At 71.0% G+C, this 24,821-nt stretch carries 22 protein-coding genes; 15 read left to right on the top strand and 7 right to left on the bottom strand.

The annotated features are described in order from the left end of the window. Window positions 1–4: 4 nt before the first annotated feature. Genes G569_RS63755 through G569_RS0111580 form a run of 4 tightly spaced genes read right to left on the bottom strand, consistent with a single transcriptional unit; the run spans window position 5 to window position 3,675 of the window. Complete coding sequence (locus G569_RS63755; RefSeq protein WP_211232963.1) at window positions 5–757, bottom strand: EboA domain-containing protein; 753 nt, start codon at window positions 755–757, stop codon at window positions 5–7. Then, window positions 754–1,599: a sugar phosphate isomerase/epimerase family protein gene (locus tag G569_RS63760; protein WP_211232964.1), complete on the bottom strand. Its 846-nt coding sequence runs from the start codon at window positions 1,597–1,599 to the stop codon at window positions 754–756. Before G569_RS63760 ends, G569_RS63755 begins: the two co-directional genes overlap by 4 nt. Before the next feature lie 40 nt (window positions 1,600–1,639). Beyond that, entirely contained in the window at window positions 1,640–2,515 is an 876-nt protein-coding gene (locus tag G569_RS0111575) for an SCO3242 family prenyltransferase (RefSeq protein ID WP_028063535.1), read from the bottom strand. Beyond that, complete coding sequence (locus tag G569_RS0111580) at window positions 2,512–3,675, bottom strand: inositol-3-phosphate synthase (protein WP_028063536.1); 1,164 nt, start codon at window positions 3,673–3,675, stop codon at window positions 2,512–2,514. The genes G569_RS0111575 and G569_RS0111580 overlap by 4 nt, the downstream gene beginning before the upstream one ends. A 68-nt stretch (window positions 3,676–3,743) precedes the next feature. Between G569_RS0111580 and G569_RS0111585 the strand changes: the two genes are divergently transcribed. The 4 genes from G569_RS0111585 to G569_RS0111600 all read left to right on the top strand — a co-directional run bounded on the left by G569_RS0111585 (window position 3,744) and on the right by G569_RS0111600 (window position 8,101). Next, window positions 3,744–4,520, top strand: coding sequence for a ThuA domain-containing protein (locus tag G569_RS0111585; RefSeq protein WP_157591969.1), 777 nt, complete (start codon window positions 3,744–3,746; stop codon window positions 4,518–4,520). Continuing rightward, window positions 4,510–5,445 carry a WD40/YVTN/BNR-like repeat-containing protein gene (locus tag G569_RS0111590; protein WP_028063538.1) on the top strand — a complete coding sequence of 312 codons (936 nt, stop codon included), beginning with the start codon at window positions 4,510–4,512 and terminating at the stop codon, window positions 5,443–5,445. Before G569_RS0111585 ends, G569_RS0111590 begins: the two co-directional genes overlap by 11 nt. A 105-nt stretch (window positions 5,446–5,550) precedes the next feature. Then, entirely contained in the window at window positions 5,551–7,401 is a 1,851-nt protein-coding gene (locus G569_RS0111595) for a TIM barrel protein (RefSeq protein WP_028063539.1), read from the top strand. Window positions 7,402–7,474: 73 nt separating this feature from the next. After that, window positions 7,475–8,101, top strand: coding sequence for a hypothetical protein (locus tag G569_RS0111600; RefSeq protein WP_037495890.1), 627 nt, complete (start codon window positions 7,475–7,477; stop codon window positions 8,099–8,101). A 5-nt stretch (window positions 8,102–8,106) separates the two neighbouring features. Here G569_RS0111600 and G569_RS47545 read toward each other — a convergent pair whose 3' ends face one another. Beyond that, window positions 8,107–8,802, bottom strand: coding sequence for a peptidylprolyl isomerase (locus G569_RS47545; protein ID WP_053226202.1), 696 nt, complete (start codon window positions 8,800–8,802; stop codon window positions 8,107–8,109). An 87-nt stretch (window positions 8,803–8,889) separates the two neighbouring features. Here G569_RS47545 and G569_RS47550 point away from each other — a divergent pair, with 87 nt between their 5' ends. After that, window positions 8,890–10,998 carry an ArnT family glycosyltransferase gene (locus G569_RS47550; protein WP_084284721.1) on the top strand — a complete coding sequence of 703 codons (2,109 nt, stop codon included), beginning with the start codon at window positions 8,890–8,892 and terminating at the stop codon, window positions 10,996–10,998. 88 nt (window positions 10,999–11,086) lie between these two features. Here G569_RS47550 and G569_RS0111615 read toward each other — a convergent pair whose 3' ends face one another. Continuing rightward, a complete protein-coding gene (locus G569_RS0111615; RefSeq protein WP_028063541.1) occupies window positions 11,087–13,909 on the bottom strand; it encodes a glycoside hydrolase family 2 TIM barrel-domain containing protein in 2,823 nt (940 codons plus the stop codon). A 19-nt stretch (window positions 13,910–13,928) separates the two neighbouring features. Here G569_RS0111615 and G569_RS0111620 point away from each other — a divergent pair, with 19 nt between their 5' ends. Genes G569_RS0111620 through G569_RS47555 form a run of 3 tightly spaced genes read left to right on the top strand, consistent with a single transcriptional unit; the run spans window position 13,929 to window position 15,745 of the window. Beyond that, window positions 13,929–14,174 carry a hypothetical protein gene (locus G569_RS0111620; protein WP_037495892.1) on the top strand — a complete coding sequence of 82 codons (246 nt, stop codon included), beginning with the start codon at window positions 13,929–13,931 and terminating at the stop codon, window positions 14,172–14,174. 49 nt (window positions 14,175–14,223) lie between these two features. Then, window positions 14,224–14,838 carry a hypothetical protein gene (locus G569_RS0111625; protein ID WP_028063543.1) on the top strand — a complete coding sequence of 205 codons (615 nt, stop codon included), beginning with the start codon at window positions 14,224–14,226 and terminating at the stop codon, window positions 14,836–14,838. Window positions 14,839–14,848: 10 nt separating this feature from the next. Continuing rightward, complete coding sequence (locus tag G569_RS47555; protein ID WP_053226204.1) at window positions 14,849–15,745, top strand: DMT family protein; 897 nt, start codon at window positions 14,849–14,851, stop codon at window positions 15,743–15,745. Here the strand turns inward: G569_RS47555 and G569_RS0111635 are convergent. Next, on the bottom strand, window positions 15,693–16,772 hold the full coding sequence (locus G569_RS0111635) for an AGE family epimerase/isomerase (RefSeq protein WP_037495894.1): 1,080 nt from the start codon (window positions 16,770–16,772) through the stop codon (window positions 15,693–15,695). The genes G569_RS47555 and G569_RS0111635 overlap by 53 nt on opposite strands. Window positions 16,773–16,811: 39 nt before the next feature. Here G569_RS0111635 and G569_RS0111640 point away from each other — a divergent pair, with 39 nt between their 5' ends. From G569_RS0111640 to G569_RS0111670, 7 genes are all read left to right on the top strand, one after another. After that, window positions 16,812–17,459, top strand: a complete 648-nt coding sequence (locus G569_RS0111640; protein ID WP_028063596.1) for a dihydrofolate reductase family protein — start codon at window positions 16,812–16,814, stop codon at window positions 17,457–17,459. A 40-nt stretch (window positions 17,460–17,499) separates the two neighbouring features. Beyond that, window positions 17,500–18,069, top strand: a complete 570-nt coding sequence (locus G569_RS47560; protein ID WP_053226205.1) for a TetR/AcrR family transcriptional regulator — start codon at window positions 17,500–17,502, stop codon at window positions 18,067–18,069. Then, complete coding sequence (locus tag G569_RS47565) at window positions 18,066–19,649, top strand: MDR family MFS transporter (protein ID WP_053226206.1); 1,584 nt, start codon at window positions 18,066–18,068, stop codon at window positions 19,647–19,649. The genes G569_RS47560 and G569_RS47565 overlap by 4 nt, the downstream gene beginning before the upstream one ends. 77 nt (window positions 19,650–19,726) lie before the next feature. After that, entirely contained in the window at window positions 19,727–21,244 is a 1,518-nt protein-coding gene (locus G569_RS47570; RefSeq protein WP_157591970.1) for a GAF domain-containing protein, read from the top strand. A gap of 60 nt (window positions 21,245–21,304) precedes the next feature. After that, window positions 21,305–22,141 carry an IclR family transcriptional regulator gene (locus G569_RS0111660; RefSeq protein WP_028063545.1) on the top strand — a complete coding sequence of 279 codons (837 nt, stop codon included), beginning with the start codon at window positions 21,305–21,307 and terminating at the stop codon, window positions 22,139–22,141. A 6-nt stretch (window positions 22,142–22,147) separates the two neighbouring features. Beyond that, entirely contained in the window at window positions 22,148–23,794 is a 1,647-nt protein-coding gene (locus G569_RS0111665) for a ferritin family protein (protein WP_028063546.1), read from the top strand. Window positions 23,795–23,813: 19 nt separating this feature from the next. Next, window positions 23,814–24,821 (top strand): NADH:ubiquinone reductase (Na(+)-transporting) subunit F, encoded by a 1,008-nt coding sequence (locus tag G569_RS0111670; protein ID WP_028063547.1) that lies wholly within the window; start codon window positions 23,814–23,816, stop codon window positions 24,819–24,821.

The raw sequence follows: 24,821 nt of genomic DNA on the forward strand, positions 1-24,821 counted from the left end.
ACTCTCAAGGTCGGATGATCGGGGTGGGGCGGAGGGGCTGCCCGCCTTGATCTCTGTGGCTCAACGCACGCTGGGCGGCGGCTCGGCGGTCTTCGAACTCGCTGTCGAGCTCGGCCTCGATCGCGGCGATCTCCTCCGCGTGCGGGTACTTGTCGATGACGATCCAGACGGCGGGCGGGACGTCGCGCCCGGCGGCGACGCGCTCGTGCACGAACGCGGCGAGCATCCGCGCGCCGTCCGGGGTCACGCGCTCGGGGATGCCGTCGATCCCGGTGATCGGGACGCCGACGAACACGCACTTCAAGACCGCCTGGTCATAGGCAGCGTCCGGCAGGTGCTCGGTGGCGTACGGCCCGAGCGCGGCGGCGATCAGCCGCGTGTCGTTGGTGCGGATCGCGTCGTCGGTGAGGACGATCCCGCGATCGCCGATCTCAAGGAACGGCAGCGCGCGCAGGAGGCCGCGGCGCTCGGCTGCGTCGCCGAAGCGGTACAGCTCGGCCAATTCGGCCTCGGCGCCCTCCCCCATCGCGGCCAGCAGCAGGACGCGCGCGGCGTCGTCGACGCTCCAGGTCCACACGTCGGCCGGGTCCGCGCCCTCGTCGAGCGTGTCGCGCCCGACCTTGCGGCCGACCATCGGGAACAGCGTCCGGACCTTCGTGGCGTCGGCGGCGACGTTGGCGCTCGCCTCGCGCAGCCAGGCGAGGCCTTCGGGCGTGGCGCGGGACTCGAGAGCGATAGAGAGTTCAGACAGATTCACCGTGCCACCACCTCCCGTTCGGACGCGCGCAGGGCCGCCATCGCGCGCGGCACCATCTCGTGGGCGGCGTGCGAGTGGCGCGAGAGCTCCACCGCGACCATGCCCCCGTAGCCGACCTCGGTCAGCACCGCGAGCGCCTCGTCGAGGTCCAGCTCGCCCGCGCCGAACTCCAGGTGCTCGTGAACGCCGCGCCGCATGTCCTCGATGTGGACGTGCGCGAGCGTGGCCGCACCGCGCCGCACGCACTCGGTGACCGACATCGGCTCGAGGCAGATGATGTGGCCGATGTCGAGCGTCAGGCCCAGCGCCGGCGGGTGACCGAGGCGCTCGGCGAGCAGCTCGTAGTCGGCCAGCGTCTCGACCAGCATCCCGGGCTCGGGCTCGAAGGCGAGCGTGATGCCGTTGTCGGCGGCGTGCGTCAGGACTCGCTCGCAGCCGTCGACCAGGAGATCCCAGGCGAGCTCACGCGGCTCGTGCTCCGGCGCGGCGCCCGACCACATCGAGACGACCGGGGCGCCGAGCTCGGCCGCGACGTCGACCGCCGTGCAGAGCAGGTCCACCCGCCGCTGGCGCCCGTCGCTCACGAGCGTCGGGAAGTGCTTGCGTCGCGGGTCGAGCACGAAACGCGCACCCGTCTCCACGACCACGTCCAACCCGAGCGCATCGAGCTCGTTGCGCAGCCGCGCCGCCCGGGCGCGCATCCGCGGCGCGAACGGGTCGAAGTGGATGTGGTCCAGCGTCAGCGCGACGCCGGAGTACCTGTTCTCCGCGAGCAACTCGAGCGCGTGCTCGAGGCGATGATCCGACAATCCGTTCGAGACATACCCGAAGCGCAGGCTCACGATCGGCTTCCCCCCTCCGCGACGTGACCAGCGTCGCGCGTCAAGTGACAGCTCTCTTTTTTGCGGCCTTGCGGGCGATCGGCCACAACGTGGCCACGCCCGCGGCCGGCACGATAGCTCCGGAACCGGCCAACAGACCGGCCTCCAGTGGGATCAAACCCAGGATCCCCGCGCCCACCGCGCGCTGCATGCGCGCGGGCGAGGGATCGGCGACCGCGTCGGCGTGCGCGCGGCCGACGATGCCCGCGTAGGCGCCGACGAGCCCGAGCGCGGCGGCGCGGCCCAGGCGGGGCGCGCGGCGGCTCAGCAGCGCACCCGCGGCGGCGACCCCCAGCGTCGCGACCAGCGCGCGCTTGGGCACGGCCGGGTCACCGCCGGTGACCTCGCGGCGCGAGACCTCCGTGACCACCGCGATGTGCGCGGCGACGACGGCCGCGGCCGGGACCGCCGCGGCGGCACCGTGCGCGCCCGCGCCCATCATCACGTCCAGCCCGCGACAGGCGGACATCGAGGCGCTCGCGATCGGCTGCGACTTGAGCGTCAGGTCATAGCCCCAGACCGCGGCGGCGAGCGGAGCCGTCACCGCGAGCGCGCGGGGACCGTCCGCGGCGACCGACAGCGCCGCGGCGCCGAGCGTCAGCGCGCCCGCGAGCCCGAGCGCGAACCCCGGGGTGACCCGCCCCGACGGGATCGGCCGACCCGGCCGCTCCACGGCGTCGATCTCGCGGTCGGCGTAGTCGTTGAGCGCCATCCCCGCCAAGTACATGCAGGAGGAGGCGGCGACCAGCCCCGCGGTGCGCGGCAGGTCGCGCACCTGGCCCGACACGGCGGCCCCGACGAGCACGTCGCCGGGAACGCTCAACACCGCCGGCAGGCGGACCAGCTCCGCCACATCCGCCGGCGCCGGAAGACTCATGCGGCGACTTTCTGGAGCACCCAGCGCTCCAACATCTCGAATTGCTTGTGCAGCTCGTGCTCACCGGTTCGGACCGGGTCCTTGAAGAAGAACGCGAGGTTGACCATCGGGCCCGCCTCCCGGCGCTCGAGCGCGAGCGCCGCCAGCCGGATCAGGTCGAGCAGCAGCGGCGCCGCCAGCGCCGAGTCGCAGCCCTCCCACGTGAACTGCAGCTTCATCCGGATGCCGAGGAAGCCTTCGAAGACGATGTGATCCCAGGCGGTCTTCCACTCGCCCATGTCGCGCACGTCCTCGATGTGGATCGGCGCCTCGACCGGGTAGCCGAGGATCTCCTCGAGCAAGCGGCCCTTGGAGTCGAGCTTGGACTGGGCGCGCGCCGGATCGGCCAGGGCCGCGCCGTCACCGCCGCCGAGGATGTTCATGCCAGACCACGAGCGCACCTTCAGCGCGCGGGCGGCGAACGCGGGCGCCAGCGCCGACTTCATGAACGTCTCGCCGGTCTTGCCGTCCGAGCCTGCCAGCGGCACCTCGTGGGCCTCGGCCAGCGCCTCGATCGCGGGCAGCCGCGCGCCGACGGACGGCGTGAAGTCCACGAACGCGCACCCGGTCTCGATCGCCGCGAGCGCGTACAGCGCGCTCGGCGGGAGGATCCCGAGGTTCTGGTCGAGCGCGTCCATCAGCGCGCGCGGGTCCGCGTGGGCCGGATGCGGCTCCACGGGCGCCTCGGTCGAGGAGACGTTGACGACGACCACTCGCGAGAGGTCGTGGCGGGTGCGGAAGGCGTTGAGGTCGGTGACGATGCGGGCGAGCGCGGCCTGCGGCTCCATCCGCGCCTCGCGACCGGTGATCCCGGGACGCTGCTCGGACTCGGCCGCCTCGAGGGCGCCGGCGAGCGCTCCAGGCAGTCCGACCGGCAACACGCCGTCGTCCACCAGGCGTGACGCGCGGACCGCCAAGGGCGTCTCGACGACGTCGTGGCCGCCGAAGACCAGATCACCGAGAGACGGCAGTCCGGCGTCCGTGAACGGCGCGCGCATCGTGACGAGCCCGGTCGGCTCCGCGAGACCCGCGGCGACCGCCGCCGCGCCCGTCATCGCGGTCGTCGCGACCGACCCACGGCCCCCGACGAGCCACACCCCCACGCGGCTTTCTGTGTTCATTCCCTCGGACCCTCCGACACCGCACGAGCGTAGCGTCGTGCCTCTCCACGGCTCATCGATTGCACTTTATGCTGGTTGTCAAGACCAAGTCTGATTGTTGGATGGCAAAACAAATCTTTCGACTAGTTCCCATTGTGATAGCGGTCGTCGTTTCGTTCGCGTGCGGCGGCGAGCGTTCGATCGCCACCTCGGCGCCGAAGCCGTTCCGCGCGCTGGTGTTCACGAAGACGACCGGCTACCGCCACGACTCGATCCCCGCCGGGGTCGCGGCCATCAGGCGCCTCGCGTCCCGGCATGCCTTCCAAGTGGATACGACGAGCGACGCGCGGAAGTTCACCGCCCGCTCACTGCGTCGATACGACGTCGTCATCTTCCTCTCCACGACCGGCACCCCGATCAAGGATGAGACGCAGCGGTCCGCTTTTGTGTCGTACATCCGCCGAGGGGGCGGATTCCTCGGTGTGCACGCCGCGTCCGACACCCGTGGGGACTGGCCCTGGTACGAGGGCCTGGTGGGCGCGCGCTTCAAGCGCCACGACCGTGGGATCACGCGTCGCGCCGTGCAGCTGGTCGACACGACGAGCGCCGCCACTCGCGGTCTCCCGAATCCGTGGGAGCGCACCGACGAGTGGTACGAGTTCCGCTCCCAGCCCCAAGCGCACCTGCTCGCCCGCCTCGACGAGTCGCGTCCGCTCGCCTGGTGTCACCGCTACGATGGCGGCCGCTCGGTGTACACCGCAATGGGTCATACGAAGGAGTCCTACGCCGAGCCTCGCTTCGTTCGCCACCTCCTCGGGGCGATCGAGATGGCCGCGGGCCGCGCGAGGTTCGACTGTGCGGCGTGAGCGCCTCGCGCGCGCGTGCGTGCTCGCCACATTGGCGCTCAGCGCGTGCGGCGGCAGCGACCCCGAGCCCGCCGCGCCGACGGACACGACCGCACCGGCGGAGACCGCCACCGAGGCGCCGGCGGTCGAGACCGCGCCGCCCGACACCGGCGCGAGCGACGGCTCGAGCCCCGCGATCAACTCGGTCACGGTCGACCCGGGCGACGGCACGATCATGATCGGGTCCGGCCCGGCGCTGTACCGGATCAAGCCAGGCGCGAAGGACGCCGAGAAGCTCACCGGCACGGTCGACGGCGGCACCGTCTCCGGCAACCTCGTCGTGCGCTTCAAGGGCCCGAACGACCTGCTCGCCTCGGGCCACCCGCTCCAGGGCCAGCTGCCGGAGAACCTCGGCCTGATCCACTCCGCCGACCACGGCGAGACGTGGGACCGCGTCCAGGGCCCGGAGGCCGACTACCACGAGCTCGAGATCGCCGGCAAGAAGATCATCGGCGTCAATGCCGAGTCGCCCGACATCCAGGTCTCGAGCGACGGCGGCGCCACGTGGGAGACGCGCACGCCGCCGGCCGCGCCGATCGACGTCGTCGTCAACCCCGGCGACCCCAACCAGTGGGCCGTCTCGACCGAGCAGGGCACGTTCATCTCCGCGAACGCCGGCCAGTCCTGGCGCCCGCGCGACACGACGTTCGGCGCACGGCTGGCCTGGCCGAGCAAGGACGCCCTGTTCAGCGTCGACCGCAACGGCAAGGTCCGGGTCAGCCCGGACGGCGGGCGCAAGTGGGAGGACCGGGGCGAAGTGGGCGGCCTCCCCTCCGAAGTTGCGGTCGGGCGTCAGAACGAGGTGCTCGCGGCCGTTGTCGGAGGGAAGATCCGACGCACGAAGGACGGCGGACGTACCTGGTCAACAGTCGCGACTTTGCGCTGAGGCTCGACCAAAAGCGGATTGACTTCGCTCCGAAAGTTCTAATAGTCTTCTCATCGGGTTGTCATCGACCTCGCCGGTTCGAGGTCACCGAAGAGGAGGAAGCAAGTGAAGGGAATCTCCCGGCGCACGCGTGCGTGCGCCGTCGTCGCCGCGACGTCCGTCGCGGTGCTCGCCGGGTCTTCGGCCGCGAATGCGCAGCGGCCTGAGAAGACCGGCAACGGCATCCCCGCCGGCCAGGCCAGCACGCAGATGTTCAACTACGGCGGCTACCTGAACAACGGCGGCAACACGGGCGCGGCGAACCCGATCACCGGCGTCTCGGCGGCGTGCGCGACCTCGACGACGGCCGCGTGCCGGCTCGAGCGCCTCGAGGGCCTGTTCGCGTTCTTCCAGAAGAAGGGCTGGACGAACATCGAGCTCTTCGCGCACTCCGGCTTCCCGGCCCAGAACGACATCCCGGGCCTGGTCGCCTACCGCGCGCTGCTGGACAAGTACGGCCTGCACGCCGCGGGCTGGCACGGCACCGTGACCGACGTCGGCCCGGCCTGGACCGAGCGCATCGCCGCGGCCAAGATCCTCGGCGCCGACTACATCGGCTCGGGCGGCGTCGCCAACCCGGGCATCGGCACCTACGACTCGACGCTCCGCACCGCTGAGACGCTGAACCGCCTCGGCAAGGAGTCCGTCGAGTCCGGCGTCGGCCCGGTCTACATCCACAACCACACGGGCGAGTTCGACGCCAAGTACGTCGACAACGGCGTCCTGAAGTCGGCCTGGCAGATCCTGATGGACCGCACCGACGCCCGCTACGTGCAGGCCGAGATCGACGTCTTTTGGTCGTCGGACGCGTTCAACGACACGACCGGCAACGCGACCGCGGCGCTGATCAACGCGAACCCGACCCGCGTGAAGATGCTGCACATCAAGGACGGCATCAACATCGTCGGCGACGTCAGCCCGACCAACAGCCGCACCGGCTCCCCGCGCCCGACGGGCACCGGCGAGCTCGACTTCCGTCCGATCTTCACCGCCGCGAAGAACCGGGCGCAGTACTACCACCACGAGCACGACGGCGGCACGATCACCGACGCCGACACGTCCTTCACGAACCTGTCGCCGATCGGCGCCTCGATCGCTCCGGCCGTCCTCGGCCTGCCGACGAGCTTCCCGACGGTCGCCGCCGGCACCCCGGCCGCCGAGAACGCGGTCGACGTGAAGATCACCAACACGGGCCAGGCCCCGCTGACGATCACGGCCAACTCGATCGCCACGACGGCCCAGGGCAGCACCGATCCGGGCGACTTCGCGATCGTCTCGAGCACCTGCGTCAACGCGACGCTGCCCGCCGGCGACCCGAACGCCACCCCCGCCGTCCCGCGCGGCAGCTGCACGGTCAAGGTCGGCTTCAAGCCCACCAAGACCAACTTCCGCTCGGTCGCCCTGCTGCGCATCACCTCCAACGCCGATGACGCGACGGAGTCGATCCTCCTGACGGGCGCGAGCACCTCGAGCGCCATCGGCGGCATCGGCGGCACGGTCGCCTCGTCGCTGGCACTCACGCTCGGCGGCACGGGCAGCTTCGGCGCCTTCACGCCCGCCGTCGCCCGCAACTACGACACCGCCGTGGGCGCGTCGGTCGTCAGCACCGCCGCGGACGCGACGCTCTCGGTCACCGATCCGAGCACGACCGCCACCGGTCACCTGGTCAACGGCACGTTCGCGCTGCCGGCGGCCCTGCAGGTCCGCGCGGCCAACACCGCCACCCCGAACCCGGCGTACGCGCCGCTGAGCGAGACGGCCAACACGCCGCTCAACCTGCTCACGTACACCGGCCCGACCGCGGGCGCGGACGTCGTCACGATCGGCTTCCGCCAGGCGATCGGCGCCACCGACACCCTCCGTGCCGGTAGCTACAGCAAGACGCTCACCTTCACGGTGAGCACCACCACTCCGTAAGCAAGGGGTCCGTACCCGGGGGCGTCGGCCGCTTACGCGCGGCCGGCGCCCCCGTGCTCTTTCCGAGGGACACATGAGATCGTTGTTTGCCGTCGCCGGGCTCGCGCTCCTGCTGCTCGCGGGCTGCGGCTCAGAGAAGCGGGCCGAGCCCACCCCGACCGCCACCGCGACGCCGCCGCCGGCGCGGGCCGAGGACCCCGACCTGGCGGGGTACTCGCAGGGCGTCAAGGACTACTACGTCGAGGTCCACGACGAGCCCACGGGCGACGAGCACGCCGACGTCGAGGCGGAGTACCACCAGCCGCCCAAGCCCGCCGAGGCGGGGCTCGGCGACGCGATCACGCTCACCGGCGTGAACATCGGCATCCGCCAGAAGGTGACCGTGACCAAGGTCGACCGCGCGGGCGATTACACCGCCGTGCACCTGAGGCTCGAGAACACGGGCATCACGGTCTACGAGGCGCCGCTGCGCAACGCGAGCGTGACGTACGCGGACGGCGATCCCGTGGGGGTCGAGGAGGGCGCCAGCGCGGCCTGCTCGAAGGGCATGGACGCCGATCCCTGGCGGCTCGACGTCGGCCGCACGAAGACCGGCTGCCTGCTCTTCCCCTCGCACGGCGAGCTGCCGCCCGACCGCTTCCAGCTCGCGCTCGAGATCGTGCCCACCAACGCGGGCGGGATCTGGAACCTGGGCGCGTAGGGTGCTCAGGCCTCGGCCACGGTGATCGACTCGATCAGCACCGGGTCGTCCGGGAAGTCCGTCCGCGGGTCGGTGACGATCGCGCCGATCTTGTCGGCCACGTCCATCCCGGACGTGACCTTGCCGAGCAGCGCGTAGTCCGGCGTGAGCTGCTCCGCGTCCGGACCGGTGACGACGAAGAACTGCGACCCGGAGGTGCCCGCGGGCTCCTGGCCGGTCTTGGCCATCGCCACCACGTACTTGTCGTACTTGAGGTCCTTGGGCGGCGCCTCTTCGATCGTGTAGCCGGGGCCGCCCTCGCCCGTGCCCTGCGGGTCGCCGCCCTGAAAGACGAAGCCGGGGACGATCCGGTGGATCAGCAGCCCGTTGTAGAAGCCCTGGTCGGCCAGGTACTTGAACGACCCACCGGTCTTCGGCGCCCGCTCGGAGTCGAGCGTGATCTGAAACGTGCCGCAATTGGTCTTGACGGTCGCGACGTAGGTGCGCGAGGCGTCGAGCTCCTCGTCGGGCTTGGCGAGCTTGTCGCGCGTCTGCTTGCCGGGATCGGCGGCGCGCGCGCACTTGTTGCCGTCGGTGTCCGCGTTCGCCGCGGCGGTGATCTCCGGGTTCGGCGTGGCGGTCGGCTTGGGCTTGTCCGACCCCCCGCACGCGGTGAGCAGCAGGGCGAGGCACGCGGAAGCGACGGCGAAGGACCTGGACACGGCGGGCAAGGATAGTTCTCGCGCCTTCCCAGGAAGCTCTCAGGGACCTCCGAGTCATCTCTTAGGGCGCGAACCGATGCTGGCCCCATGTCTGTCGCGACCCATGACGGCCTGCGCGTCGGAGCCCGCCCGGGCGCGCGCGGGCGTGCCGTAAGCCTCCCCCGCCCTGAAGTCTGCGCCCTGCTCGTGCTGGCGGGCGCCCTGAACCTGTGGGCGCTCTCGCGCAACGGATGGGCGAACGAGTACTACGCGGGCGCGGTGCGCTCGATGGCGGGGTCGTGGCACGCGTTCCTGTACGGGTCGCTGGACCCGGGCGGGGTGATGACCGTCGACAAGCCGCCGATGGCGTTGTGGGTGCAGGCGCTGTCGGTGCGCGTGTTCGGATACTCGTCGTGGGCGATGCTCGTGCCGCAGGCGCTGATGGGCGTCGCGTCGGTCTGGCTCGTCTATGACCTGGTCGCGCGTCGGTTCGGTCGTGCGGGCGGGTTCATCGCGGGCGCGGTGCTGGCGCTGACGCCGATCGCGGTCGCGGTCTCGCGTCACAACAACCCGGACGCGCTGCTGATCCTCTGCGTCGTCGGTGCGGTGTGGGCGACGGTGCGGGGCTTGGAGGCCGGGCGCGTGCGCTGGATGGTGCTCGCGGGCGCGTGCGTGGGGCTCGGGTTCGAGACCAAGATGGGCGCGGCGCTGCTGGTCGTGCCGGCATTGGCGGTCGCTTGGGTGTGGGCGGCGCCGCGCAGCCAGGTGCGCGGGCTGCTCGCGGGCGGGCTCGCCCTGCTCGTCGCCGGCGGTGCCTGGCCGCTGCTCGTCGCGCTGACCCCGGCGTCCTCGAGGCCGTGGATCTCGGGGACGTCGGACAACTCGATCTGGTCGCTGATCACCGACTACAACGGCCTGGGCCGGCTCGACGGGCAGGCAGGGGGGCCCGCGGGGATGGGCGGCGGTGGCGGCGGTGGCTTCGGCGGCGGCAACGGGCTCTTCGGCGGCGATCCGGGCGTCTTCCGGCTCTTGAACGCCGCGCTGGGCGGTCAGGCGGGCTGGCTGCTCGGGTTCGCCCTCGTGTCGGGCGTCGCGCTCGTCGTCTCGACGCGGCTCTCGCGCCGCGATCCGGCCACCGGCTGGGTGCTCGCCGTGGGTGGGACGGCGCTGACCGCGGCGGTCGCGTTCTCGAGCGCCAAGGGCATCTTTCATCCCTACTACGTCAGCGAGCTGGCGCCGTTCACCGCCGCGCTGATCGGCGCGGGCGCGGTGCGGTTCGCCGAGGGCGACCTGCTGGCGCGCGTCGCGGGCCCGCTCGCGATCGGCGCCGCCGTCGTGACCGAGCTCGCCGTCCTCGGGAACACCACCGGCCTCCAGTGGCTGCCTCCGGTGCTCGTCGTCGTCGGCGTGCTCGCGGCGGGCGCGCTCGCGTTCGCCCCGGACGCCCGCACCCGCCACGCCGGCGTGGCGGGTGCGATCGCGGCGCTGCTGATCGCCCCGGCGACCTGGTCCGTCCAGACCCTCGGCCACGCCACGAGTGGCACGTTCCCGGCGGGCGGTCCGGCGACGGCGGGCGTGGGCTTCGGCGGCGGCCCGGGCGGGCCCGGCGGCCGCGGCGGCTTCGGCGGAGGGCGGTTCGCGCCCCCCAACGGCGCGGCGCCCGGCGGCGCGGCGCCCGGCGGCGCGGCGCCCGGCGGCGCGGCGCCCGGCGGCGCGACGCCCGGGTTCACCCCCGGCGGCGCCGCGCCGGGCGCGAGCGGGACGACGACCCCGGGCGCGGGCGGCTTCGGTCCCGGCGGCGCGGGCGGCGGCTTCGGCGGCCCGGGCGGCGGTGGCGGCCCGTTCGGCGGCAACTCCACCTCGCTGACCTCGGCGCTCGCCTACATCAAGGCCAACGGCGGCGGCACCCTCGCCGTCTCCAGCCAGTCCACCGCGGCGGCGGCGATCATCTCCTCCAACGCCGACATCGCCGGTATCGGCGGGTTCTCCGGCCGCGAGAGCGCCGTCACCCCCCAGTGGCTGGCCGACGAGGTCGCCCGGGGCAAGATCCGGTGGGTCCTCGCCGACGGCGACGGCGGAGGCGGCCTGCGCAACGACGGCCGCCCGGGCTCCACCGCCGCGATGACCGCCGTCGAGAACGCCTGCCGGCCGGTCGACGCCGACGGCGTGACCCTCTACGACTGCGCCGGCGCCTCCACGTCCCTAAACGCCAGCTAAAGGGTCAGACCCCTTAGGTTTCCTTTAGGCGCGCGCCGCGCCGTAGCGCGGCGCGCAACCCTAACGACGACCTAAAGGGTCAGACCCTTTAGGTGGGCTTTAGGGTGAGCGAGAAGGTCATCGGGCCGGGCAGCAGGCGGTACTGCGGGAGGACGCCCGGGCCGCAGGAGGCGGAGCCGAGGCCCTGTTGGGCGAGGTCGGCGTTGACCCACACCCAGTCCGGGTCCGGGGCGAGGTCCGGTGGGTGCTTGGCGGCGGCCAGCGCCTCGGAGGTCCACGGTCGCACCGTCAGGCCGAAGTGCGGGTGGCCCTCGAGGCGCAGACCTCCGAGGCTCGCCCAGCGGACCTCGGTGCGGTGACCGTTCTCCTGCGGCATCAGGTACGGCGTCTGCAGGTCCTCGACCGAGGAGGAGAAGCGGCCGACGCGGGCGGCTCGGCTCGAGTCGGGGTAGGCCTCGCCCGGGCCGCGGCCGAACCACTCGACCCGGTCCAGGGGCGCGGGGACGGCGAAGCGCACACCGACCCGCGGGAGCGGGAACGGCCACTCGCCTTCGAACTGCAGGTCGAGCGCCAGCGCGAGCGCCTCGTCCACACCGGTCCACGTGTAGGTGGCGAGGATCCCCATGTCCGACGCCGCCGGGGCGACGCGGGTACGGACGACCAGGGTCTCGCCGACGCGATCGACCGCGATCGTGCGGTGGCGCATCCGGTCCAGCCCGTTGCCCCGCCACACCGGGCCGAGTTGGTCGGGGCCGTGGTAGCCCTCGTCATTGTCCGTCGGCGCGCGCCACACGTCCAACCGCGGCCCGATCAGGGACACCCCGCCGAGCCGCGCCAGCACGCCGGTCCGCGGATCGAACTCCGCCAACCTAAAGGGGTCAGGCCCCTTTAGGTTTTGCGAGGACGGCGCCGGGCGGATCGGGAGCTGGCCCCAGGCGACCTCGTGGCCGGCGGGCGCCCAGGGCTGGTCGGCCGAGAGGACCGCGCGCACGGTAAGCCAGGTCTCGCCGACGCAGGAAGGCAACGAGGGCAGCGGCAGCTCCGCCACCGCACCCGCCGGCAGCGACCCCAACTCGAGCGAGCCGGAGGCCACGGCCACGCCCTCCTCCTCCAGCGCCCACTCGAGCGCGAGGTGCGAGAGGTCGCGGAACGTGAAGCGGTTCTCGATTCGCAGGGCCCCGCCGTGCGCCTCCGTGATCCGCACCGGCTCGAACACCTTCTTGAGCTCCACCAGCCCCGGCGACGGGACCCGGTCCGGGAAGAGGAGCCCGTCGGCGACGAAGTTGCCGTCGTGCAGCGGTTCGCCGAAGTCGCCGCCGTACGCGTAGAAACCGCGATCCACCTCCCACAGGCCGTGGTCGATCCACTCCCACACGAACCCGCCCTGACAGCGTGGGTGGCGCTCGAACAGCGCCTGGTAGTCGGCCAACCCTCCCGGCCCGGTGCCCATCGCGTGCGCGTACTCGCACAGCAGGAACGGCATCCGCCGGCGCCGCGCGTCCAACGCCGCGTCCTCCAAAGGCGACTCCTCCCCACGCCCGATCGCATCGACCTCCTCGTGTGAGGCGTACATGCGCGAGTAGACGTCGACGTCGCGGCAGGACCAGTCGTGCTCGTAGTGCAGCGGCCGCGAGGGATCGCGCCCCCGCGCCCACGCCGCCATCGCGCTCAGGTTGCGCCCCGACCCGCTCTCGTTGCCCAGCGACCACAGGACGATCGACGGGTGGTTCTTGTCGCGCTCGACCATCCGCCGCATGCGGTCGACCAGCGCGTGCTCCCACTCGACATCGTCGGACGGGTTCCCGCGCCAGTCCAGCGGCCAGAAGCCGTGCGTCTCCAGGTCGCACTCGTCGATCACGTAGAGCCCGAGCTCGTCGCAGAGCTCGAGGAAGCGCGGATGCGGCGGGTAGTGGGAGGTGCGCACGGCGTTGACGTTGTGCGTCTTCATCAGCTCGATGTCCTGGCGCATAAGAGACTCCGAGACCACACGCCCACGCAGCGGGTCGAACTCGTGCCGGTTGACCCCGTGGAACTGGACGCGGTGCCCGTTGACCTGCAGCAGCCCGTCCTCGATCACCACGCGCCGGAAGCCGATCCGCAACGTCACGCGCTCGGTGGCCGACGCCACCACGCAGTCATAGAGCCGCGGGACCTCGGCGCTCCAGGCCTCGACCCGCTCGACCGTCACGGTCTCCCCGCCGAGCGCCGCGATCCCGAGCTCCGGAACCGTCACCCGCGCGGACACGCCCGGCACGTCGACCCGCAGCGACCCGCTCCCGCTCACGTGGTCGTAGTCGGCGTGCACGAAGACGTCCTCGATCGCGCCGGAAGCCGGGCGCGACAACAGCGTCACGTCGCGGAAGATCCCCGATAGCCACCACATGTCCTGATCCTCGAGGTAGGACCCCGACGACCACTGGTGCACCCGCACCGCCAGGACGTTCGCCTCACCCACTCGCAACACGCCGCCGACGTCGAACTCCGCCGGGAGCCGCGAACCGCGGGTCGTCCCCAGGTAGTCGCCGTTGAGCCAGACCCGCGCGCAGGAGTCGACGCCCTCGAAGCGCAGAACGGCCGGCCCGTCGAAGCCTTCAGGGACGTCGAACCAGCGGCGGTAGTCGCCTGTCGGGTTCTCGTCCGGCACGAACGGCGGGTCGACGGGGAACGGGTAGCGCACGTTCGTGTACGCGGGCGCGCCGTAGCCGTGCAGCTGCCAGTGCGACGGGACGGGCAGCCGCGCCCAGCCGCTCTCGTCGTAGTCGCGATCGACGAAGTCGGCGGGCACGTCGGCCCGCTCGCTGTAGCGGAACGCCCACTCGCCGTTCAAAGACAGCGACGGCGCGTCGGAACGCAGGAACGCGCGCGCGGGCCGGACCCCTTCGCCCGGCGAGCGCTCTTCGAAATACCGCATCGCCGGTAGCGTGACACCCATGGGCCTGCGCACGGTGCGTTACATAGTCCCCGCCGTCCTGGTGGTGATCGGGTTCGTGATCCTGTTCACGACGGACGAGTCGCTGCGCTGGGAGGGTTGGGCGATGTGCGTCGGCGCCGGCCTGGCGATCCTGCTGCTCAACGTCCTCTATCGCTACGGGGCGAGCGGCGACCGCGAGCGCACCGCGGAGGACGAGGCGCGCGCCTACTTCTCAGAGCACGGACGTTGGCCTGATGAAGATTAAGGGCGCCCTCCTGATTGTCGGCGGACCGGCGGCCACGTAGCGTCGCCTGATGCTCCTCCCCGCCCTCATGCTCACGGCCGCGCTCGCGGCGCCCACGATGTCCACCGACCGCGAGTGCTACGCGGCCGGCCAGGACACGATCACGATCACCGGCTCCGGCTTCGCTCCCAGCTCGCCGGTCACGCTCCAGTTCACCGGCAACGACGAGATCCTGACCTCCGACGCGACCTCCGACGCGACCGGCGCGCTCGACACCGAGGTGACCGCGCCGGACCTGAAGGACTTCAACGCGGACTCCTCCGCGATCCCGGTCGCGCTCGACACCGCCGACGGCGCCACCGCCGGCTTCGACCTGACTGCCTGGGACGGCACGCTCACGGGCTACCGCTCGACGATCCGCCGCGGCCAGCGCCTGCGCTTCGAGACGACCGGCTGGACCGGCGCCGACGAGCTCTTCCTGCACTACGTGCGCGGCGGCAAGACCGTGTTCACGCAGCGGCTCGGCGCGACCTCCGGCCCGTGCGGCGACCTGACGAAGAGCTTCAAGGCGTTCACGTTCCGCGGCGCCAAGCTCGGCAGCTACAACCTGCGCATCTCGCCCAACGAGGAGTTCACCAACGAGGACCGCTGGTTCGGTTTCAAGAGGACGCGCCTGGTCTCATAAGCTGAATGGAGTGCCGTTCTCCGTTCAGCTCGGTCTCTTCTTCGCCTTCCTGACCGCGCTGGGGTCGGTCCTCGGCTTCTTCCTCAAGCACAAGGGCGCGGTGCAGGCACCGCCGGTGGAGTGGAAGCGCCCGCTGCACTCCACCATCGCCCTGTTCCGCTCGCCGATCTACACGATCGGCTGCGTGGTGGCGACGACCTCGTGGGGCTTTCACGTGATCGCCCTCGGGCTGGCGCCGATCAGCGTCGTGCAGGCGACGATCGCGGGCGGGCTGGTGCTCGTCACCGTCGTCGCCGACCGCGTCTTCGGGCAGTCGGTGACCCGCCGCGAGTGGATCGGCGTCGGGCTCACCGCCGCCGGTCTGGCGTTCCTCGCCGCGACGCTCGAGGGCACGGCCGATACCGCCCACGGCGACTACGACGACATCACGTTCGCGATCACCGTGTGCGGTGCCACGCTCGCCGCCTTCATCCTCGCCCGCCGCGCCCACAGCGGTCCCGCGCTCGCGGTCTCGGCCGGCCTCTTCTGGGCCGCGTCGGACGTCACGATCAAGGCCCTCAGCGGCAAGGCGTCCGACCTCGGGGTCGCCGTGATCTGGCACCCGTTCGCGTTCGTGATCGTCGCGCTGAGCTTGATCGGGCTGCTCGTCTCCGCCCGCTCGCTGCAGATCGGCCCCGCCGTCCCGGTGATCGCGCTCACGAGCGCCACCGCCAACGTGCTGACGATCGCGGCCGGCCCGTTCGTCTTCCAGGAGCCGCTCCCGGAGGATCCGCTCGCGTTGCTGATCCGGATCGCCGCGTTCGCGCTGGTGATCACGGCCGCCGCGATGACCCCGCCGCCGATGGACTCCGAACCTACGCCCGCAGACTTGCGGCGAGCGAGTCCCGCAGCGGAACACGCGGGATGAGCGTCGCCTGCAGCGCGTGGTAGACGTCGGGCTTGCCGTCCCAGACCGTGCTCGACGGGCGATTGGCCGCGTCGAGCTCGTGGCGCCATGAGCCGTCCTCGCGGTCGATGAAGACGCGTTCGGCGAGCTCCCACCACTCGGCCTGCAGCGCGTCCTCCCCCAGCACCGCCGCCGCGGCGATCGCCTCGCACAGCACCCAGTGCAGGTGGTCCGAGACGACGGGCGTGCCGTCCCAGTCGACCGTGTAGACGAAGCCCGCGCCGTCCCATCCGGTCTGCACGCCCGCCGTGAAGAGGCGCCGCGCGTCGGCCTCGAAGCGGAAACGGTCGAGCGTGAACGCCAGCCGCGCCCACTCGAACCAGTGCCCGATCGTGGCCCCGTAGGGCCGGAACGGGTGCGCCGGCGTGGCGCGGTTGTAGTCGGGCAGCGGCTGCCAGCGAGCGTCGAAGTGCTCGTTGAGCATCGGATGGTTGTCGACCACCAGCCGCTGCGTCATCCGCACGGCGCGCTCACGCCAGAGCGGGTCGCCGGACGCGAGCAGCGCCTCGACGCCGTGCATGTTCGCGTTGGCGCCGCGGTAGGGCTCCAATTCGCTCCAGTCACGGTTCCAGACATCGGCGAGCGCGCCGGAAGACTCCTCCCAGAAGCGGGTGTCGAGCACCTCGAGCGCCTCCCCCAGCAGCTCGTCGTCACCCGCCGACGCCGCCGCCAGCACCACGAAGACGTGCTCGTAGGCGCGCTTGTCGGTCGACCCGCCCACCTGCGCGAACCAGCCGCCGTGCACGCCGTCGCGGAAGTCGTGGCGCAGCGAGTCCAGCCCGTGCGCCACCAGCTCGGCGGCACCCGGCCACCCGAGCAGCTCGCCGAGCGCGAACACGTGTGTCATCCGCGTCGTGATCCACAGCTCGCGCGGGCGGTCGAGGTCCGGCGTGCCGTCCGAGCGCAGCCAGGCGAAGCCGCCCTCGGGGTGCCGCGAGCCCTCCGCGAAGCTCAGCAGGCGCTCGGTTTCGGCGGCGAGGTCGATCATCAGCGATGAATCCTGCCCGAACCGGCAGTCTGTGAGGCCATGACCAAGGTGATCGCTGATCTTTCCATCTCGCTCGACGGCTTCGTCGCAGGCCCGGACCCGAGCCAGCAGGACCCGCTCGGGATCGGCGGCATGCAGCTGCACGAGTGGGCGTTCAAGGCGATGTCCTGGCAGCAGGAGCACGGCGGCCAGGGAGGCGAGGACAACGCGGACTCCAGGCACATCGCGGCCCTGCGTGCCCGCATCGGCGCCGGGATCATGGGCCGCAAGATGTACAGCGGCGGCGCCGGCGGGTGGGAGGACGACTCGAACCCGCGCGGCTGGTGGGGCGACGACCCGCCCTTCCACCACGACGTCTACGTCCTCACCCACCACGCGCGCGAGCCGCTCGAGATGGAGGGCGGGACGACCTTCCACTACGTCACCGACGGCGTCCGCTCGGCCTACGAGCAGGCGATCGCGGCCGCGGGCGAGAAGGACGTGCAGGTCCACGGCGGCGGCAGCGCGGTCTCGCAACTCCTGCGGGAGGGCCTGCTCGACGAGCTCAACGTCCACATCGCACCGGTCCTCCTGGGCAGCGGCTCGCGCCTGCTCGACGACGTCCCGGCCGGCAAGCTCGAGCGGCTCGAGACCTTCGGCTCCGACGACACCGGCGTCGTGCATGTGAGGTACGCCGTCCTGAGATGAGACAGCGGCGTCGCAGTTAAGCGCTACGCTGCTGTCTCAGATGACCCGCCCGGTCGAGTTCCTGCGCGCGGACGCCGCCCGCAACGTCCACCGGATCGTGGAGGTGGCCGCGCGCCTGCTGGGCACCGACCCGGGCATCGGGATGGCGGAGGTCGCGGCCGCCGCGGGCGTGAGCCGCGCGACCGTCTACCGCCACTTCCCGACGCGCGAGGCGCTGATCGCCGCGATCCAGCGCCAGGCCGTCGAGCAGAGCGAGCGGGCGCTGCTGGACTGCCGGCTCGACGAGGACAGCGCCACCGAGGCGCTGCGGCGCCTGTGCACGGCGTGGCTGGACGTCGCCGAGCGCTACGCCTTCACCCAGCTCGGCCACGAGCTCGACGAGGAGACCAAGGCGCATCGCCGCCGCATCCTCGGCGAGCCGCTGCGCGCTCTGGTCGAGCGCGGCAAGGCCGGCGGCGAGTTCTCACCCACGGTCTCGACCGAATGGTGTGTCCGCTCGTTCGGCGCGCTGCTGCTGGCCGGGGCTCGCGCCGTGGCCGACGGCGCGCTCACCCACGACGAGGCTCCCGGCGTCGTCTTTGACTCGCTGTACGAAGGGCTGCGCGCATGACCGCCGAGAACGGCAACACCACCTCCGACGTCCTGACCGGCCGCGCGCTGGTCCCCGTCTTCGGCGCGCTGATGCTGGGCATGTTCCTGGCCGCGCTGGACCAGACGATCGTGTCCACCGCGCTGCCGACGATCGTCGGCGACCTCGGCGGCCTGGACCACCTCAGCTGGGTCGTCACGTCGTACCTGCTCGCGACGACCGCGTCGACGCCGCTCTACGGAAAGCTCGGCGACATGTACGGCCGCAAGCCGGTGTTCCTGGCGGCCATCCTGATCTTCCTCGCGGGCTCGCTGCTCAGCGGCATGAGCCAGTCGATGGGCGAGCTGATCGCGTTCCGCGCGCTGCAGGGCCTCGGCGCCGGCGGGTTGATGGTCGGCGCGCAGGCGATCATCGCCGAGATCGTCCCGCCCCGCGACCGCGGGCGCTACATGGGCCTGATCGGCTCGGTGTTCGCCGTCGCCAGCGTCGCCGGCCCGCTGCTCGGTGGCTTCTTCGTCGAGACGCTCTCGTGGCGCTGGGTCTTCTACGTGAACATGCCGATCGGCGTGCTCGCGGTGCTGGTCGTCGCGTTCCGCCTGCACCTGCACGTCCCCACGCACCGCCACAAGATCGACTACCTCGGCGCCGTGCTGCTGACCGCCGGCGTGAGCGCGCTGATCCTCGTGACCACGTGGGGCGGCAACCAATACGAGTGGGGCTCGCCGACCATCATCGGCCTCGCCGTGGCCGGCTTCGTCCTGATCGCGATCTTCCTCCGCCAGGAGACCCGCGCCGCGGAACCGATCATCCCGCTGAAGCTCTTCCGCTCGAGCGTCTTCAGCGTCGCCTCCTCGATCGGCTTCGTGATCGGCCTGGCGATGTTCGGCGCGATCATCTTCATCCCGCTGTTCCTGCAGCTCGTCTACGGCGTCTCGCCCACGTCGTCCGGCCTGCGGATGCTGCCGCTGATGGGCGGCCTGTTGACCGCGAGCATCCTCAGCGGCCGCGCGATCAGCCGCATCGGCCGCTACAAGGTCTTCCCGATCGTCGGCACCGCCGTGACCACGCTCGGCCTCTTCCTGCTGAGCCGCCTGGAGGTCGACACCCCGCCGTGGCTGGCGAGCGTGTTCATGCTCGTGCTCGGCGTCGGCATCGGCCTCGTCATGCAGGTGATCGTCCTCGTCGTCCAGAACGACGCGCCCCCGCGCGACATCGGCGTGGCGACGAGCACCGCGACGTTCTTCCGCAGCATGGGCGGCTCGCTCGGCGTCGCGCTCTTCGGCGCCATCTTCGCGACGCGCCTGAACGACGAGCTCGCAGCGCTGCCGCACGACGTCGCCGCCCGCTTCTCCGGCGGGGTGAACGTCAGCCCCGCTGAGGTCCACGCACTCCCGCCCGTGATCCTCGACGACTTCCTGCACGCGTTCGTGAACGCATTGCAACCGGTGTTCCTCGTCGGTGCCGCGGTGACCCTGATCGCCTTCGTTCTCGCCTGCCTGCTCAAAGAGGTTCCGCTGCGTGGTACGACCCACGCGCCGCCGCCCGACCCGGTCACCGATCCCGGGCTCGAGGCGGAATATGAGACGACGCCCCGGAACTGAGGGCGCTGGGACTGCACAACCGTAAGGAGTGGGTCAACAACCTCCACGATTGTGCGAATTACCAGTAGGGTGGATACGTGAGTCCGAATTCGTGGCTCGCCGTCGACGGAGAGACGACGCCCAAGGTGCGAGCGCAGGAATTGCGCTTCGCATGGGAGCGCTTCCTCGCCGCCGACGACGAGGAGTCCTCAGACCTCGTCCGCGAGGCGATCACCGACTCTTGGCGTCGGTCCCAGTCGGCCGGGGTCGATCCCACGGGCGGGCGCAAGGCCCCGGTGGTGGCGGACGAGGCGGAGGCGCATGAGCGCTGGGAGGAGCACCCGCTCGCCGCCGCGTCGACGCTGATCCACGAGTGCCTGTCGGCGATCGCCGACGAGCAGGGCTACCTGATCGTGGTCAGCGATGCCAACGGCATGCTGATGACGATCGAGGGCTCCGCGCAGGTGCGGCTCCGCGCGGCGGGCGACATGAACTTCGCCGAGGGCACGCTGTGGAGCGAAGGCGGCGCGGGCACGAACGCGATCGGCACAGCGCTGGCGCTCGACCATGCCGTGCAGGTCTTCGGACCCGAGCACTTCTCGGATCCCGTGCAGCGCTGGACCTGCAGCGCCGCCCCGATCCACGACCCGGACACCGGCGCCATGATCGGCGTGATCGACCTCACGGGCGATCTCTCGACCGTCCACCCGCACAGCCTCGCCGTCGCCACCGCGACCGCGCGCGCCGTCGAGGCCAGCCTGCAACTCGCCCTTCAGGAGCGCGACGCCCGCCTGCACGCCCGCTACGGCGACCGCGTCGCGCCCGACCGGAGCGCGTTGATGACGCCCTCGGGCCGCGCGATCGGCACGGTCCCGCCCGGCTGGGGCGTCGTCGGGCGCCTCGCGATCCCGCCCGGCGGCGGCGCCCTGACGCTCCCATCGGGCACGCCGGCCGTCGCCGAACCGGTCTCCCCCACGCTGGAGGCCTTCGTCGTGCACGCGGTCGAGTCGCGGCGGGTGACGAGCGTCGCAAGGCCGCTCGCCAAGCTCGGGTTCCTCGGCCGCGACCGGGCGACGCTGTCGATCGACGACCGCCACACCGAGCTGCGCCCGCGGCTGGCGGAGATCCTCGCGCTGCTGTGCGCGAACCCCAACGGGATGACCGCGGACACGCTGTGCGCGGACCTGCACGGCGACGGCGGCAGCGTGTCGAGCGTGCGCGTCGAGGTCTCGCGCCTGCGCAAGCTGCTCGGCCCCTGGATCGACACCGACCGCTACCGCCTCACCTGCGACGTCGAGACCGACGTGCGCCTGATCGAAGGTCTTCTCGCGGGCGGGCGCGTGCGCGAGGCCGCCGAGGCCTACCCGGGCCCGCTGCTCCCGACCTCCGAGGCGCCGGGCGTGCAGCGCGAGCGCGAGCGCCTGGACACCTGGCTGCGCCAGGCCGTGATGACTTCCGACGACGCCGAGGCGCTGTGGGGGTGGGTCAATACGCCCACCGGCGAGGACGACCTTCCGGCCTGGAAGCGACTGCTCACACACCTCGAGTTCCGCGACCCGCGACGGTCGCTGGCCGCCGCCCGCGTGGGCGAGCTGCGTCGTGCAGCGCTGATGTAACGCCCGCAGGGGAGACTGGATCCAGTTGATCCAGTTATCCGGTGGGAGGAGACCGCGAGGATGCAGGCAACGAGGTCACACCGTGGCCTGAGTACGGCACGCGCCGCACTGAGTGTCACGTGGCTTCTCGCCCGCGCTCCGGACGGTGTTCGCGCCGATGAGGTCGCGGAGTCGCTCGGCAAGAGCGTCTCCACGGCTTACAACCTGCTCGCGAGCCTGTGCGACGAGGGCGTCGCCGAGCGTCTGCCCGGCGGCCTGTACCACCTGTCGCCGGAGTTCCGTGAGACCGTCGCCGAGGAGTCCGACAGGCACGATCTGTCGGGCGTCGTCGACGACCTGCTCGCGCGCACGCACAAGCGCGCGTATCTGGCGGTGCTGCGCGGTGGACACCTTCGGGTCGTGCTCGAGCGTGGTCTGCAGGGCATGCCGAAGCTGCCCGGGATGAATCCGGAGATCCGCGACAACGCCCATGCTCTCGCGCTCGGCAAGGTCGTTCTCGCCCGCGCACCCGCCAGCGCACTCGAGCGCTATCTGAGCGCCGGCCTCAAGCGCTTCACGCCGGACACGATCATCGATCCGAACACGTTGCGCACCGATCTCCGCCGCGTCCGCCGCACCGGCATCGCGACCGACCGCGAGGAGATCGCCCCCGATTTCTGCTGTATCGCCGCGCCGTTGCTCGACGAGCACGGCCACTTCCTCGGCGCCGCGGGCATCTCGATGTCCGTGCGCGCTTTCGACGCCGAGCACGAGCACCTGATCGAGGTCCTGAGGGACATCGTCGGATTCCAAGCATGTGCGGATCGTCGCGAAGTTCTTGAAGTAGGTCGATCCCCAGTCCTAGCGTCCGCACCCGAGCACCTCGCGGTGAAACGTCGGCTGCGCCAAAGGAGGTAGCCAGTCGTGAGCAGAGCAAGCATCACGAAGGCCCACAACAAGATCCAGGAACTTTCCTGGGACCCGACGTTCGTGGAGCCGGTCGACAAGTACCCGACCGATTACACGTTCGAGAAGGCACCGAAGAAGGACCCGCTCAAGCAGGTCCTGCGCTCCTACTTCCCGATGGAAGAGGAGAAGGACAACCGTGTGTTCGGCGCGATGGACGGCGCCATCCGCGGCAACATGTTCCGCCAGGTCCAGCAGCGCTGGATGGAGTGGCAGAAGCTCTTCCTGAGCATCATCCCGTTCCCGGAGATCTCCGCGGCCCGCGCGATGCCGCTGGCCATCAACGCGGTCCCGAATCCTGAGGTCCACAACGGCCTCGCGATTCAGATGATCGACGAGGTCCGCCACTCGACGATCCAGATGAACCTGAAGCGCCTGTACATGAACCACTACATCGATCCGGCCGGCTTCGACCTGACCGAGAAGGGGTTCGCGAACTGCTACGCCGGCACCATCGGCCGCCAGTTCGGTGAGGGCTTCATCACGGGCGACGCGATCACCGCCGCCAACGTCTACCTGACGATCGTGGCCGAGACGGCCTTCACGAACGTCCTGTTCGTCGCCATGCCCGGCGAGGCCGCGGCCAACGGCGACTACCTGCTGCCGACGGTCTTCCACTCGGTGCAGTCCGACGAGAGCCGCCACATCTCGAATGGCTACTCGATCATCCTCATGGCGCTCGCCGACGAGCGCAACCGCCAGCTGCTCGAGCGCGACCTGCGGTACGCGTGGTGGAACAACCACGCCGTCGTGGACGCGGCGATCGGCACGTTCATCGAGTACGGCACCAAGGACCGCCGCAAGGATCGCGAGTCCTACGCCGAGGCCTGGCGCCGCTGGATCTATGACGACTACTACCGGTCGTACCTGGTCCCGCTGGAGAAGTACGGCCTGACGATCCCCCACGACCTCGTCGAGGAGTCCTGGAACCGGATCTGGAACAAGGGCTACATCCACGAGACGGCGCAGTTCTTCGCGACCGGCTGGTTCGCCAACTACTGGCGGATCGACGCGATGGACGACACCGACTTCGAGTGGTTCGAGTTCAAGTACCCGGGCTGGTACGACAAGTACGGCCGCTGGTGGGAGAAGTACGGCGAGCTCTCGAAGAAGAACGGCCACAAGCCGATCGCCTTCGAGGCCGAGGCCAACTACCAGTACCCGCACCGCTGCTGGACCTGCATGGTCCCGTGCCTGATCCGTGAGGACGCGGTCATGGACGAGGTCGACGGCCAGGTGCGCACGTACTGCTCGGAGACCTGCCACTGGACGGACAAGGTCGCCTTCCGGCCCGAGTACGAAGGCCGGCCGACCCCGTCGATGGGCAAGCTCTCCGGCGTCCGCGAGTGGGAGACCCTGCATCACGGCAACGACCTCGCCGACATCATGCAGACCCTCGGCTACGTCCGCGACGACGGCAACACGCTGGTCCCGCAGCCGCATCTCAACCTCGATCCGAAGGAGATGTGGACGCTGGACGAGTGCCGCGGCATCACGCTCAACAGCCCGAACATCTTGCTGAACGAGATGACGCCGGAGGAGCGCGAGCAGCACATGGCCGAGTACAAGCGAGGCGGACCGGCCGGCCGGCCGGCGGCGGCCTAAGCGGAGAGGTCTCGCCGTCGTGGCTGACAAGACGCACACCGTCCGCTTCGAACCCGTTGGCATCGAGATCGAGGTCGACGAGTCCGAGACGATCCTCAACGCGGCCTTCCGGCAGGGCATCATGCTCATGCACGGCTGCAAGGAGGGTCAGTGCTCGGCGTGCAAGTCGTTCATCCTCGACGGCGAGGTCGACCTCGACCGCTACTCGACGTTCGCGCTGCCCGACTTCGAGGAGGCAGAAGGGTGGACGCTGCTCTGCCGCGCCCACCCCTACTCCGACATGGAGATCGAGCTGATCAACTACGACGAGGAGATCATCCACGGCGGTACGCCGCCACGGACGATCTCCACGTCGGTCGAGGCGGTCGAGCCGCTCACCTCGGACATCTTCTTCCTGAAACTGAAGCCGTCCGAGCCGCTCGAGTACAAGGCCGGGCAGTACGTCGACATCCGGATCCCGGGCACCGAGCACCACCGCTCGTTCTCGATGGCGGGAACGAGCCCGGACTCGCTCGAGTTCATGATCAAGGCGTACCCCGGCGGCAAGTTCTCCGGGCTGCTCGCCGACGGCTCGGTCAAGCCGGGCGATGAGATCGAGGTGACCGGACCCTACGGGGTCTTCACGCTGCGGCCGAGCTCGCCCCGGCGGCTGCTGTTCATCGGCGGCGGCGCCGGCATGGCGCCGATCCTCGCGCTCCTGCGCTCGATGCAGGAGAACGGGATCGACCGTGAGGCGGCCTACTACTACGGCGCTCGCACCGAGGCCGACCTCTTCCAGGTGGAGGAGCTCGGCACCCTGCCCTGCGGCTTCGTCCCCGCGCTGTCGGAGGACTCCAACGGGTGGAAGGGCGAGAGCGGCCTGATCACCGACGTCGTCGATCGCCTCGAAGGCGACGTCGCCGAAGTGGACGCCTACGTCTGCGGCCCCCCGCCGATGGTGGAGGCAGCCATTGCGCTCCTCGAAGCCAAAGGCGTGCCCGAGGCGCACATCTATTACGACAAGTTCACCACCACAGCGGACGAGTGA

It is taken from the genome of Solirubrobacter soli DSM 22325, from assembly GCF_000423665.1.
Taxonomy (GTDB): Bacteria; Actinomycetota; Thermoleophilia; order Solirubrobacterales; family Solirubrobacteraceae; genus Solirubrobacter; species Solirubrobacter soli.

Coding starts and splice junctions, on each gene's coding strand:
- G569_RS0111660 (WP_028063545.1), top strand. CDS start 21,305: ATGCAGGCAACGAGGTCACACCGTGGCCTGAGTACGGCACGCGCCGCA.
- G569_RS0111640 (WP_028063596.1), top strand. CDS start 16,812: ATGACCAAGGTGATCGCTGATCTTTCCATCTCGCTCGACGGCTTCGTC.
- G569_RS0111625 (WP_028063543.1), top strand. CDS start 14,224: ATGCTCCTCCCCGCCCTCATGCTCACGGCCGCGCTCGCGGCGCCCACG.
- G569_RS0111620 (WP_037495892.1), top strand. CDS start 13,929: ATGGGCCTGCGCACGGTGCGTTACATAGTCCCCGCCGTCCTGGTGGTG.
- G569_RS0111635 (WP_037495894.1), bottom strand. CDS start 16,772: ATGATCGACCTCGCCGCCGAAACCGAGCGCCTGCTGAGCTTCGCGGAG.
- G569_RS0111575 (WP_028063535.1), bottom strand. CDS start 2,515: ATGAGTCTTCCGGCGCCGGCGGATGTGGCGGAGCTGGTCCGCCTGCCG.
- G569_RS0111580 (WP_028063536.1), bottom strand. CDS start 3,675: ATGAACACAGAAAGCCGCGTGGGGGTGTGGCTCGTCGGGGGCCGTGGG.
- G569_RS47550 (WP_084284721.1), top strand. CDS start 8,890: ATGTCTGTCGCGACCCATGACGGCCTGCGCGTCGGAGCCCGCCCGGGC.
- G569_RS0111585 (WP_157591969.1), top strand. CDS start 3,744: ATGCTGGTTGTCAAGACCAAGTCTGATTGTTGGATGGCAAAACAAATC.
- G569_RS47565 (WP_053226206.1), top strand. CDS start 18,066: ATGACCGCCGAGAACGGCAACACCACCTCCGACGTCCTGACCGGCCGC.
- G569_RS0111615 (WP_028063541.1), bottom strand. CDS start 13,909: ATGCGGTATTTCGAAGAGCGCTCGCCGGGCGAAGGGGTCCGGCCCGCG.
- G569_RS0111600 (WP_037495890.1), top strand. CDS start 7,475: ATGAGATCGTTGTTTGCCGTCGCCGGGCTCGCGCTCCTGCTGCTCGCG.
- G569_RS47560 (WP_053226205.1), top strand. CDS start 17,500: ATGACCCGCCCGGTCGAGTTCCTGCGCGCGGACGCCGCCCGCAACGTC.